Genomic DNA, 12,784 nt, shown 5'->3' on the forward strand with positions numbered 1-12,784 from the left:
TCTATATGGCCAAAATTAATCGGTAAATGATATCTTCATTTAATAATTCTTCTTATTTTAGGGGAAATTAACTCGGATATTAGTTTGCATTGGAGGTTACTCAGTGAAAATAAAAATAAAAAAATATTCAAAAACAATGGCAATGTTAATTTTAATTATTCCTTGGTTAACAGTACCTTTATTAGGAAAAGAATCTATAAAGCGTTTTTTGCCCGCTGGAATATTTATATCTTTCATTGTTCACATGTTTAATTTTGTAGCCAAAAAGCGTAAATGGTGGTTTTGGTACCAAATTCTATCTCCGAAGATAACTTGGGTATTCCCTTTTACATGGGGACCGTTTTTAGTCGGATCTTTATGGATACTAAAGTATACGTATGGGAAAATTTTTAGTTATTTAGTGTTAAATTTAATTGTAGATGGAGCATTCACGTATATATTTGTTTCTTTCTTTAAAAAAATAAAAATTTTTGCGTTGTCAAAATTTAAGAAATTTCAATTACTATGTATATTTATGATTGATACCTTGTTATTGTATTTATTTCAATTTGTTCTCGAGAAGCAAAAAGGGAAATGATCATTAAGTGAGCGTTAATTTAGAAATAATTAATGCTCTTTTTTCTGGCAATTTATTCTAATTGAATTTTCTTCTTAAAAATGAATGTTTAGAAGTAAGTGTGAAGTTCACTTATATAGACAAGAGAAGAAGTATTAACAAAGTATTTATGAATCTACAAGTCTGCGTTAAATTATTATTAATGTTTAATAATATTCATGGTTTACTCAGGCACTAATGGTAGTTTAATTTAAATGAACCATGACATAAAAATATCTTATACTGGAATATTGTCTGTCCTTATTAACATTTTCCTTTTTAGTGTATTCAGTTCGAAGAAATAAACGACTGAGGGGAATATAAAACCTATTGTTCCAGTTGTTTAAATTAAAGGATTTTTAATCTAATTTGTTAATATTAAAGGATTATAATCTGATAATACTTCCATTACTTCATCACGAGTAATATAAACATGATGCTCTAAATTTGGATGTGTCGTGCTATTGAAAAGGGGATTTTGATTGTCAAACCAATTAATGTATTCTGAGTTTTCCATTTTAAAAAAATATGCTTTTCCTTTTTCTTTTAAATTTGATTCATCAACCTCTAAATTATATAAACCAAACCTTCCTATCTCTGTTGTATATCTAAAGGACCAAACAAAATATTCCATAGGTCCGTTTAATTGGTTATATACAATTTCCGTTATATTGTCGTCATAATCTTCCAGGATTATTTTAAAATAGTCATCATGTTTAATAATACCCCTAAAAAGAATATGAACAGGATGATCAGAGTTTAGGTTTGTTTGTGGTTGCCAAATTTTTAGACTCTCAACGTGCATATGCTTCTCCCCTTATTGTTCATATGTAATCTTACCCCACGATTTCCCCTTACTAACTTGATATCTTGGTACCGGTTTTTCGGTTTCTCTGTACTCATGTACTTAATAAGTAAATGTTTTCCCTTCACTATTCATATAATTTTGGGGGCAATTGTGTTGTACGTTCTGCATTTTTCTTTTGTATTGCTATTATAATTAATTATTATTCAATTAGTATTGTCTTTATTTAAAAAGTTGAAAGGAAAAAAATTTCTTATAACAACATTAATGGGAAACATTAAATTATTGATTGGATAATTAGACCTTAACAAAAATTTCCCTTTTTTCTGTCCAGCTATATTTACCAATAGCGAGGGAGTGGCTATCAATAATATGACAGGCACCTCTAATAGAAATAGAGGTGCCTGTTCCATTTATTATTTGAATTTATCAGGAAACTGTTTTACAACTCCAGTTGAAATAGCATCAGCCATTATGATTATATGAGTTACACCCTCATCAATTGAGATGATTCTAGCATTCCAGTCTTTTTCCAGGCTTGCAGTTAAATCATTTGTGACTAATTGGAGATGCATAGCTAATAATTTCTTTAGCTCTTCCTTTTTGAGGAAAGGGTTGGCTTCACTGAGAAAAGCAGCTATATCATCTGCATTTCTATCCCATTCTTTGTTTAGCTGAGTCACTGTAGTTTTATTTCCGCTTTTAGCTGCATCTATAATTTTTCCTGCTATAACAATATGCTCCTTAAGCAGCTCTGTCAGTTTGTTCCCTGCTTTCTCGCCGTAAACAGGCTTTATTGCATTTCCAATATCCTCTTGATTTTTTAGAAGTCTCGTCAGAACCTGTTTTTGATCCTCTGCACCTGCTGTAGTTGCGCTTGTAATATAGTTGCTTGTCCACAAAACATGATCTAACCAAAGCTTTCGGAAATTATTTTCAAAATCTACCTGTGATTGGCTAATGTGTTTTTCTTGCGGTTTAGCGTAAGTATTTGTTCCCGTCACCATGATTAAGGAAAAAAGCAAAATCCAGCTCATTAAAAATATCTTTTTCATCAAAAATTGCTCCTTATTAGTTAGTAATTGCTTATATTATTTTCAATAGTTCTGGATTTTTTATACATAATAAACGGATTTAATGATGCTGTTTAGAAGGATATTTTTTAAGCTACAATTGGTTCTTAGAAAAAATTTGTTCGGACAAGAGAGGAAGTATAAATAATGAATATATAAAGCTGCATTCTGCGTCTTATTAACGTTTAAAATGCTTAGTAAAAAAACTTCTAATCCTTGATAGAAGTTTTTTATTGCCAACGCCATTTTTCTACGTAAAACTGCGGTATTTAAAAAAGACATTGTTACTCCCAAGTTATTGAGTGCTTCTGCACAAGACTTATCATACTGCTTATAGATGGTGACAACCATTTATCTTTGTGATAAGCCAAATAAGTGGATAGTGAATTTTGTTCTTTTGTAACTTCTTCTCCTATGAAGATCCCGCCTTTAAGTTCTTCTTTTACAGAAAAGTATGGAACAAGTGATACGCCTAACCCAGCTTTTACACAGTGTTTGATTGCTTCTATACTTTGGAATTCTAGACTATCTTTAATATCTAATTGATTTAATGAAATATATTCGTCAAATACAGATTTATAACTGCATCTTAAATCGGAATATAGCGCTGTATTTAAAGCATCTTTTTTATTTTTAGGCTGGATGAAGACCATTCTTTCTTTTACTAATTCTCCTATATGCAACTCTTCTTGTTTCCAATTTTCCTTTTCTAATATTAAAGCTAAATCTATATCACCACTCTGGAGGCTCTTAGTAACATCATAATTTTCTAATGACTTAACGTGAAGGCTCACTTTCGGATATTTCTGCTTGAATTCAAGCAGAATCTGAGGAATTCGGCAAATGGTTAATGATTCCGATATTCCAATGGTTAATTCACCTTGAGGTTCCTTTTCAATAGTAAGTGACTGATTGTAAAGCTCAATTATTTGATTTGCATACGGAAGAAATTGCTTACCGAAGTGAGTTAATATTATTTTTTTTCCGAGACGGTCAAAAAGTGGATTACCTAATACCTTTTCTAGTTCTTTAACATGGGTAGTAATAGAAGACTGTGCGTAACCCAAGTGTTCTGCTGCTTTATTAAATCCGTTCTTTTCAACGATGGTTTTAAATGTAATTAAATGGCGAAGCTCCAAACTAACATCTCCTAATAATAGTTCAATATTTTTGAACTATCCTATCAAATATATTCGTTTTACTAAACTGTACTCTTCATTTAAGCTAATAACAGTGAGGATGTCAATTACTTAATACAACAGGAGGAAAATGACTTGGATAAAAGTATTTTGTTTCAATCTTTAATAATGAATAAAACAGAATTAAAAAATAGAGTTGGACTAGCACCAATGACTCGAATTAGTGCGACAGTAGACGGATATGTTACGGATAAGATGGTCAAATATTACCGTTCTTTCGCAAAAGGTGGATTTGGGTTAATTATTACAGAAGGTACGTATATTGATGATAAAAGTAGCCAAACGTATCAATATCAACCAGGTATTGCATTGGATGGACAAGCACAAGCTTGGAAAAAGGTTGTGGATGCCGTTCATGAAGAAGGCGGTAAAATTTTTATGCAGTTACAGCATAGTGGACCACTCTCACAAGGAAGTCACTTTTCAAAGGACACAATTGCCCCATCAGCAGTAAAGCCTAAAGGCGAACAGCTTAAATTTTATTTCGGAGAAGGGGAGTTTAATGTTCCGAAAGAAATGACAAAAGAAGAAATGAATGATGTGAAAAAAAGCTTCGTAAATGCTGCTCAAAGAGCAAAGGCTGTTGGATTTGATGGGGTTGAAATCCATGGTGCCAATGGTTATCTCTTAGATGCATTTCTTACAGAATATACAAACCTGCGCACTGATGAATATGGTGGAAGTACTGAAAACCGAGTAAGATATTTAGTTGAAATTGCATCTGAAGTGACTAAAGCTATTGGAAATGATTTCATAGTTGGAATGCGAATCTCTCAATCACAAGTAAACGATTATTTCTACAAATGGTCAGGAAAAGAAGAAGATGCAAAAATTATTTTCACTTCCTTAGGTCAATCAGGCTTAGACTATATTCACGTCACAGAGCTCGAAGCATGGCAGCCAGCATTTGATGGAGGAGAGGAATCTTTAGTTTCTTTAGCGAAAAAATATAGCCAACTGCCCATAATTGCGAATGGTCAATTAGAAAAAATAGAAAAAGCTGCTGAAATCTTAAATAGCGGTGATGCTGATATTGTAACATTAGGAAAAGGTGCTTTAGCTGATCACGATTGGGTTAAAAAAGTGAAAAATAACGAAGCTTTATCAGTATTTAAACCAAATGATGTGCTTTACCCAGCAGCTAATATTAAGGATTTCGAGATTGAATAGAGGCGATTAAAGAAAACGGGCAACAGCAGGATCAACAATTCCCCATTTTATCTGATGTAGCAGTTGTTTTTATGTAAGCCAAAAACATGGCTTTGCAAAAGTAGGAGATTATGAATCAAATCGGAGTGAAGCATTTTGACAGTCAAAATTAAAGTTTATTCAGATTATGTGTGCCCTTTCTGTTTCTTGGCAGAAGCACCATTAGAAGAAGCGATAAAAGGAAAAGATGTAGACATAGAATGGATGCCATTTGAGCTGCGTCCGTATCCAAACGAAACGTTAAGGCCAGAAGGAGATTATTTACAAAGAACTTGGAAGCAGTCTGTTTACCCAATGGCTGATAGGATGGGAATTAAGATTGTCTTACCAAATGTATCACCACAACCTTATACTCACTTGGCATTTGAAGGTTTTCAATATGCTAAGGAGAAGGGAAGGGGAAATGAGTATAACATTCGTTTACTGCGTGCGTTTTTCCAAGAAGAACAAGATATTAGTAACATGGATGTTCTTACAAAGCTAGCAGGTGAGGTTGGCCTCGATGTACAAGCATATCGAACGGCACTGGAAAATAGAACGTTTCGTGATGAACACCAAAAGGCATTACAACATGCTTATACTGAAGCTAACATATCTGCAGTTCCTACCTTTATTATAGGAGATACAGTCGCTGCAGGTATTCATTCGAAGGAAAATCTAGAGAGAATCATAAATGAAGAAAAAAGCAAGCAGAATTCTAGTGAAATACCGGAAGGACTGGCTTGTGGAATTGATGGATGCTAAAAATTAGTAAATTTAAGATTCGTTTACTTTGAGCGATACTTCTAGTATCGCTCTATTCATTTGTTTAAAGGGACGGCGAATTCGCCTAAATCAAAGAGACACATGGGAAAAATCTGAAGCACAATTCCTAACAGGCGAGCTTTTAAGAAAACTTTCTTTATTGCTTATTCTAAAACATTACATATCCGTAAATTTTAATACTTACTTGTGCTTTCAAAAAACGGCATATTACGATAATCGGATGGATTTCTGCCGGTTTCTTTTTTAAATTGACGAAAGAAATGTACTTCGGAAGAGTAACCACACATTTCTGAAATGTCATTCAATGTCAATTCTGTATGAGCAATGAGATATTTAGCTTGATCAATTCTGAACCGAATTACGTCTTTGTGGAAAGAGATGCCAAAAAGTTTCCTGTACAAATGCTGGAAATAGGAGGTGCTTATTCCTAAAGTAGAGGCAACGTTCTCTGCCTTGTACGACTGCATGACATCAGACTGAATGCGTAATCGTAAATCTCTTAATTTTGAATGAAAAGGACTATAGTTATCATCACTGCCTATTTCAAGATAGTAGGACATTAGTTTATTAATAAGGACTTGAAGAAGTATTGAAACATTTTGCTTCTTAAATTCTTCTCTTGAATAGTTATACTCCCAAATAATTTCTTGAAAGATAATATTAATATGCCTGGAATCAGCTAGATATATAAGAGTATTAAGAGGAAAGTTCATCTTGTCTAAAATCGTAGGATCATGTGATTCAAAGCGCAGCCAGTCATCAATATACACTCCATCTGGATTCTCGTAGTAATAAGGAGTGTTAGGACTAATAATTATAGCTTCGTTAGGTCGACCTTTCATGGATACACCGTTAACATTATAGATTGCATTGGATTTCAGTGATAATAAAACATAACAAGGGATACCATGGGGTTTTGACATTCTAAACGTTAAAGGATGACGCATATTTATTCCGCCATTTATTATCGAAAAAAGTTCGTTCATTTAGAATGCTCCTTCCTATAATGCTAGCGATACTAGTGATGAAGTAAGTTTAGAAGTATTGCTTTTAAGGAAACTTTCAAATTTTTGTATAAAGCTAAGTCTAGTGTCATGTCTACGTTAATTACATTCTATTTTCAGGGTCTATGCTTCACTTAATATTTTAATAGTTGATTTGGCGCGTTTTGAAACGCTCACAAATATTTGAATTTATTATATTATAATCAGAAAATTTTTCATAGGGTTCTTGTTCAATTGTTCTAAACATGGCAGAAAACAAAAAAGTTAAAAATGTTAGTATTTATAAATTACGTAATTGTTTTTGAACTCGGTTTTAAATAAACTACAAATACAGTTTGGTACTGATTTTCCATAAAATCTTTCGAAAGGATCGAAAGATTTTTAAAGAAACCAAATTGTAAGCGTAACCATAAGCGTGATTATGTTTTAAGCAGTAGATTTTTATCAGTGCGATAAAAATTATTAATTAGTGAAAGGGGAGAGAGGTACGAATGAAAAAATTAAAAAAGTTATGTTTTTTCACATTCCTTATTGTGTCAGTAGTATTAGCTGGTTGTCAGAACAATAAATCGAATGCAGTGGAGGATGGGACATTAACTATTTGGAGTACGTGGATGACGCCTAGTCCAACAGTCAAAAGCTATGAGGAATCACCTTTTCATCAAAATTTAGAAAAGGAATCTGGTGTTAAATTAAAATGGCAGTTTCCAACGGAAGGTTCAGACTGGAGCCAGGCGTTTAATTTAATGCTCTCTGAAAAACAATTACCTGACCTGATTTATTATGGCTGGATGGGAGTGGCTGATAAATACATTAATGAAGGGGCCATACGAGATCTGACAAAAGATATTGAGGAAAAAGCACCAAACTATTGGAAGTTTTTAAAAGAACATCCTGAGTTTGATCGTGCAATGAAAACGGATGATGGAAAGTATTATATGTTTGGCTTCTTTAGAGAACAGCCGTATCAAGCTTCTTACATGGGGCCAATGATTCGCCAAGATTGGCTAGAGGAACAGAACTTATCAATGCCCGAAAATATTGCAGATTGGACCAAAACTATTGAAATTTTCCATGAGAAATATGGTGCTCAATTAACCTTTCAAACTGGTTGGCGTATGAGTCCAGGATTTGCAGGGGCCTTTGATGCTCATGGGTCATTTGACACTCGTTATTTCATTGATAAGAATGGCCAAGTACAGTTAGCACAAGCTCAGCCTGAATGGAGAAATTATATGGCTTGGTTTAACGATTTATATAAGAAAAACTTAATTGATCCTGATTTTGCAACAATTGATGATCAAGGCGTGAAAACAAAGGCATCTCAAGATAAAACTGGTGCAACTATCATGAATGCCGGAACTTTATTAGCAATGAATACGGATGCAACAACAAATGAAACGGGTGCCGAGTGGGTAGGCGCACCATATCCGAATCAAGCAGATGGCACAAAATCAGCATCAATCTTCACAGAAGATTTATATAATGCACAAGGCATCGCAATCTCAACATCATTACCAGAAGAAGAATTGGATGAAGCGTTTAAATTTTTAGACTGGGCTTACACGGAAGAAGGAATGCAATACTGGAATTTTGGTAAAGAAGGTGAAAGTTGGGAAATGGTAGATGGGCAACCTACCTTTACTGACTTAATAACAGAAAATAAGTTAGGTAAAGATGAAGCAATTGCTCTTTATACAGGTAACTGGTTATCCGGACAAGGTGTTCAACTTTCACGATTTATTGAACAACGTTTGGATGAACCATCATTTAATGCTTCAAATTCATGGTCAGATGGTCAAGAAGAGGCAATCGACTCTATTTTCCCTGCAGCTGTTTCTATGACATCTGAGGAACGTAAAGAAGCTTCTAATCTTGAAAATACGATAAATACTTATGTTAAGGAACATGCATTAAAATTTGTGACTGGAGAGGAAAGCCTAGACAAGTTTGATGACTTTGTAAAGGAATTAAATAATCAAGGCTTGGAACGACTGTTAGAAATTCGTCAAGCTGCCTATGAACGTTATTTAAAGCGCTAAATATCCATAAGCTGATACCTATTTTTGAAGGTTATCAGCTTTAAAATCATTATTACTATTAGGAGTGAAGAAGCTTGGTTGGAAGGTATCAAACGGAATTTGAAACGTATTTAGATAAATGTGTAGACAAATTAAAGTGGGTAAGTGAAAGGAATCGCAATGGAATTCCTTATTATGTATTAGAGGATGGTAAATACAACAATATGGATAATGCATATACCAAGTCAACCACAGGCGATGTTAGTTGGTGGACGAATGGTTTTTTTGCAGGTATGCTGTGGCAGCTTTACAACTATACTCGAGAAGAAAAGTATCGTGAATGGGCAAGAATTCAAGAAGTCAAATTGGATCGATGTTTTGATATTTTTCAAGGTTTAAATCATGATGTAGGTTTTATGTGGCTGCATACATCGGTGGCAAACTATCAAATGACACAGGATCCTAAGGCAAAAGTGCGTGCTGTCCATGCGGCTAATATTCTTGCTGGACGGTTTAATCTTAAAGGAAATTTCATACGTGCGTGGGGTGGGATAGATAATCACTGTACAGGGTTGGCTATCATTGATTGTTTAATGAACTTATCGTTATTGTATTGGGCAACAGAAGAAACCGGTGATCCTAGATTCGAACAAATCGCACGTGCACATGCGGATATGGCACTTGACCAGTTTATACGTGAGGATGGTTCAGTCCATCATATTGTGAAATTCGATGCTGCAACAGGAGAAGTAATAGAAGCGGAGCGCGGTCAGGGATATGAGGTAGGAAGCAGCTGGACTCGTGGTCAAGCTTGGGGTATTTATGGTTTTGTGAATAGCTTCCTTCATACAAAGGATGAACGCTACCTTGATGCGTCAAAAGAAATTGCAGATTATTTTATAAAGCACTTACCTGATTCGCATCTAGCACCTATTGACTTTCAACAGCCTGCAGAAGATGACTTTGAAGATAATAGTGCAACTTGTATTGCCATTTGCGGATTGTTGGATTTGGGAAAAGCACTCAATAAAGAAAAAACAGATGGAAACAAATATATTGAGGTTGCAGAAGAAATGCTAAAAGCTCTTTGTGAAAATCGTTTGTGTTTAGATTCGACTAGCGAAGCATTGGTGGAACGTTGCGCAGTTGCCTACCATTTTGACAAACATATAACAACGTTAATTTATGCTGATTATTTTCTACTGGAGGCATTACTAAAGGTTAACAATCAAGAATTAAAAATGTGGTAAGGGAACGACCGAACCACTAATGTTGTTGAATTGGAAGGATGTTCAGGATGTTGTAAAGTGAGTGTCTTTGGTCTAAACGATTGAACAACTTGGGGTGTCGCTCTTAGTTGGTAAAAGAATCGAAAATGGATGATTGTTGAAAGGGGGAAAAAAGTTGTCGGACAATAACCTAGCAATAAACAATAACCTACCAACAGAGAATAATCCGAAAATTAGTTTTTATAGTAAGTTAAAGAAAGATTTTCAACTTAATAAGATAAAGTATTTAATGGTATTGCCTGTAATAATTTACTTTCTTATCTTTGCTTATAAACCAATGTATGGGTTACTGATGGTTTTCCAAGATTTTAGTCCTCGTTTAGGTATATCGGGGAGTACATGGGTTGGATTTGAGAATTTTCAGCGCTTTTTTGCTGATCCGAGTGCTTGGCGTATCGTTAAAAACACATTTAACATTAGCTTTTGGAGTTTAGTATTTGGCTTTCCAGCACCAATTATTTTAGCGCTACTGATTAACGAAATTAGAAATAAGTTTTTTAAACGTATCGTCCAAACTGTTTCCTACATGCCTTACTTTATATCCATCGTAGTTTTATGCAGTTTAATTAAGTTTTTTACACAATCCGATGGACTAATTCCCGAATTCTTTAGCTATTTTGGGATTGAAAAGACTAATTTATTAGCAGAACCTAGTGCTTTTGTTCCGATTTATGTAATTTCGGATATATGGCAAACAATCGGCTGGGATTCTATCATCTATCTAGCAGCCTTAGCTGGTATTGATCAAGAACAATATGAAGCTGCAAGAATAGATGGTGCCAGCAAATTACAACAGATTTTCCACATTACTCTCCCAGGATTGAAAACAACGATTATAATCTTGTTAATATTGCGAATGGGAACGTTGCTTAACATGGGGTTTGAAAAGATCTTGCTTCTTTACTCTCCATCCACTTATTCAGTGGCAGATGTAATATCAACTTATGTTTACCGTATGGGTATATTAAATGCGGATTATAGTTATGCAGCAGCAATTGGACTACTCAATACATTAGTTAACGTTACATTGTTGTTAATAACGAACCGCTTAGCAAAGAAATTCGCAGGTTCTGGCCTATTCTAATAGAAAGGTGGTTGAAGATATGCTTAGAAAACGAAAAGTTAGATCACTGAGAGAAAGTAAAGGCGACCGAGTTTTCTCTTATATTAATACTATTATCATGATATTAGTAATCATCGCTTGTTTTTACCCTATATGGTATGTAATCGTCGCTTCATTCTCCAGTTCAGCGGCGATTAATGCGAATATTGGAAAATTAATTTTCCCAAAAGATTTTACTCTAGGGGCCTATTCTAAAGCGTTAAGCCACCCGTTAATTATCTCTGGTTTTCGAAATATCTTTTTGATGTTGTTAATCTCCTTGCCTATTAATATGTTAATGACCATTCTGTGTGGGTATTTTATGGCTTCCAAGAATGTATTGTGGAAAAATGCGATCGTTTCCTTTTTTATGTTTACGATGTTCTTCCATGGTGGCTTAATTCCGAGCTTCTTGAACCAAAAAGAATTGGGCTTATATAACAATATTTGGGCATTAATTATCCCAGGTGCACTGAGTTTGTTTAATGCCATAATTTGCAAATCTGCCATTGAAGGAATTCCTGATAGCTTGGTAGAATCAGCGAAAATAGATGGTGCTGGGGATTTTACCATTCTAGGAAAGATTCTAGTTCCAGTAATTAAACCGACTTTGGCAGTTTTGTTGCTGTATTATGGTGTTGGATTATGGAATAACTGGTTTAATGCGTCCATTTATATTACAGATAATGATTTATTACCAATCCAAAACATTTTAAGGGCTGTTTTATTAGCAAATAATGCATCGCTAAATCAAGGGGCTGCAAGTGCAGATGTTGTTAACCAATATGCTGAGACGATTAAGTATGCAGCTATTTGTATCTCAACTATTCCAATTCTATGTATCTATCCATTCCTGCAAAAATACTTCGTAAAGGGTGTTATGATTGGGTCCGTAAAAGGTTAGGAGGTACTTAATGCTGAAGCATTTTATAGATTCAAATAGTAAAATTTATAAGTTTTCATCCTATCTAATGGATTTGTTTACATTAAATCTGCTGTTTTTAATTACCTGTTTACCAATAGTTACAATTGGTGCCAGCACATTAGCTCTCTCAAGAGTTACTATGAAAATGGCAGAAGGGAAATTGTCTTTTCCAACAAAAACTTATTTGCAGGAGTGGAAAGACAACTTTCTTCGTGGAACTACAATTGAGCTGATTTTGATCATTTATGGAGTTTTGTTAGTTGTTGCGATAAGGCTGTTACCAATTCTCCCGATTATATCCTTTGTTATTGTAGGTGTTGGTATTCTCTTAGCGTTAATTACCTTTGTAGTATTTTGCATCTTTATTTTTCCGTACAGTGCACGTTATGAGAATTCATTGCTAGGTAGCTTTCGTGTCGTATTACAGGTTTCTTCATTAAATCCTAAAATAACAGCTGGTTTGCTAATCCTTATAATTGCTGTAGCAGCAATAATGTCATTAGATCCTTTTTGGTTAATCTTTGTTTCTTTCTTCTTTTTTATGATTGGTTTTTCAACAGTCAGCTTTGGTATTTCTCATATTTCTTTAAAGCTTTTTACCCCTTATGAGTAGAAAAAAATCTGAAACTATATAAGATAATTCCATTATGTTCATTGATTAATGCTAATCAGATTAATTTGTTATACCTGGATTGGTTAACCTACAAAAGCATTGGATGAAAACAGCAAGATAAGATGAGAGGGCATTTCCTTTATTACTGTTTTTAATGATGTGATTAACATATCAAGTATAAGTT

Annotated in this window: 12 protein-coding genes; 8 read left to right on the forward strand and 4 right to left on the reverse strand. The window is 34.1% G+C overall.

The window, feature by feature from the left end:
* The first annotated feature begins 103 nt into the window (after nucleotides 1-103).
* Nucleotides 104-577: a hypothetical protein gene (locus tag MKX82_RS22445; RefSeq protein ID WP_233317273.1), complete on the forward strand. Its 474-nt coding sequence runs from the start codon at nucleotides 104-106 to the stop codon at nucleotides 575-577.
* A gap of 382 nt (nucleotides 578-959) precedes the next feature.
* Here MKX82_RS22445 and MKX82_RS22450 read toward each other — a convergent pair whose 3' ends face one another.
* The 3 genes from MKX82_RS22450 to MKX82_RS22460 all read right to left on the reverse strand — a co-directional run bounded on the left by MKX82_RS22450 (nucleotide 960) and on the right by MKX82_RS22460 (nucleotide 3,612).
* Complete coding sequence (locus MKX82_RS22450) at nucleotides 960-1,400, reverse strand: hypothetical protein (RefSeq protein WP_341080227.1); 441 nt, start codon at nucleotides 1,398-1,400, stop codon at nucleotides 960-962.
* A 416-nt stretch (nucleotides 1,401-1,816) separates the two neighbouring features.
* Nucleotides 1,817-2,455, reverse strand: a complete 639-nt coding sequence (locus MKX82_RS22455) for a glycosyltransferase (RefSeq protein WP_237943612.1) — start codon at nucleotides 2,453-2,455, stop codon at nucleotides 1,817-1,819.
* A gap of 302 nt (nucleotides 2,456-2,757) precedes the next feature.
* Nucleotides 2,758-3,612 (reverse strand): LysR family transcriptional regulator, encoded by an 855-nt coding sequence (locus MKX82_RS22460; RefSeq protein ID WP_341080231.1) that lies wholly within the window; start codon nucleotides 3,610-3,612, stop codon nucleotides 2,758-2,760.
* Nucleotides 3,613-3,747: 135 nt separating this feature from the next.
* Here MKX82_RS22460 and MKX82_RS22465 point away from each other — a divergent pair, with 135 nt between their 5' ends.
* A complete protein-coding gene (locus tag MKX82_RS22465) occupies nucleotides 3,748-4,842 on the forward strand; it encodes an NADH:flavin oxidoreductase (protein WP_341080233.1) in 1,095 nt (364 codons plus the stop codon).
* A gap of 135 nt (nucleotides 4,843-4,977) precedes the next feature.
* A complete protein-coding gene (locus MKX82_RS22470; protein WP_341080235.1) occupies nucleotides 4,978-5,625 on the forward strand; it encodes a DsbA family oxidoreductase in 648 nt (215 codons plus the stop codon).
* Between the two features lie 194 nt (nucleotides 5,626-5,819).
* Here the strand turns inward: MKX82_RS22470 and MKX82_RS22475 are convergent, their stop codons facing one another.
* Nucleotides 5,820-6,632 carry an AraC family transcriptional regulator gene (locus tag MKX82_RS22475; protein WP_341080236.1) on the reverse strand — a complete coding sequence of 271 codons (813 nt, stop codon included), beginning with the start codon at nucleotides 6,630-6,632 and terminating at the stop codon, nucleotides 5,820-5,822.
* 509 nt (nucleotides 6,633-7,141) lie between these two features.
* On the opposite strand from MKX82_RS22475, the gene MKX82_RS22480 reads away from it, so the two are divergent.
* The 5 genes from MKX82_RS22480 to MKX82_RS22500 all read left to right on the forward strand — a co-directional run bounded on the left by MKX82_RS22480 (nucleotide 7,142) and on the right by MKX82_RS22500 (nucleotide 12,600).
* A complete protein-coding gene (locus MKX82_RS22480) occupies nucleotides 7,142-8,692 on the forward strand; it encodes an extracellular solute-binding protein (protein ID WP_341080238.1) in 1,551 nt (516 codons plus the stop codon).
* A gap of 74 nt (nucleotides 8,693-8,766) precedes the next feature.
* Nucleotides 8,767-9,921: a glycoside hydrolase family 88 protein gene (locus tag MKX82_RS22485; RefSeq protein ID WP_233317265.1), complete on the forward strand. Its 1,155-nt coding sequence runs from the start codon at nucleotides 8,767-8,769 to the stop codon at nucleotides 9,919-9,921.
* Between the two features lie 154 nt (nucleotides 9,922-10,075).
* A complete protein-coding gene (locus MKX82_RS22490) occupies nucleotides 10,076-11,044 on the forward strand; it encodes an ABC transporter permease (RefSeq protein WP_233317264.1) in 969 nt (322 codons plus the stop codon).
* Between the two features lie 19 nt (nucleotides 11,045-11,063).
* Nucleotides 11,064-11,966: a carbohydrate ABC transporter permease gene (locus tag MKX82_RS22495; RefSeq protein WP_233317263.1), complete on the forward strand. Its 903-nt coding sequence runs from the start codon at nucleotides 11,064-11,066 to the stop codon at nucleotides 11,964-11,966.
* 10 nt (nucleotides 11,967-11,976) lie between these two features.
* Nucleotides 11,977-12,600, forward strand: coding sequence for a YesL family protein (locus MKX82_RS22500; RefSeq protein ID WP_237943633.1), 624 nt, complete (start codon nucleotides 11,977-11,979; stop codon nucleotides 12,598-12,600).
* Nucleotides 12,601-12,784 lie beyond the last annotated feature (184 nt).

This window comes from Niallia sp. FSL R7-0271, assembly GCF_038005785.1.
GTDB lineage: Bacteria > Bacillota > Bacilli > Bacillales > Cytobacillaceae > Niallia.

Bases quoted from the DNA above. Each gene is read 5' to 3' on its own strand.
- MKX82_RS22450 (WP_341080227.1), bottom strand. From the start codon at position 1,400: ATGCACGTTGAGAGTCTAAAAATTTGGCAACCACAAACAAACCTAAAC.
- MKX82_RS22455 (WP_237943612.1), bottom strand. From the start codon at position 2,455: ATGAAAAAGATATTTTTAATGAGCTGGATTTTGCTTTTTTCCTTAATC.
- MKX82_RS22475 (WP_341080236.1), bottom strand. From the start codon at position 6,632: ATGAACGAACTTTTTTCGATAATAAATGGCGGAATAAATATGCGTCAT.
- MKX82_RS22480 (WP_341080238.1), top strand. From the start codon at position 7,142: ATGAAAAAATTAAAAAAGTTATGTTTTTTCACATTCCTTATTGTGTCA.
- MKX82_RS22495 (WP_233317263.1), top strand. From the start codon at position 11,064: ATGCTTAGAAAACGAAAAGTTAGATCACTGAGAGAAAGTAAAGGCGAC.
- MKX82_RS22500 (WP_237943633.1), top strand. From the start codon at position 11,977: ATGCTGAAGCATTTTATAGATTCAAATAGTAAAATTTATAAGTTTTCA.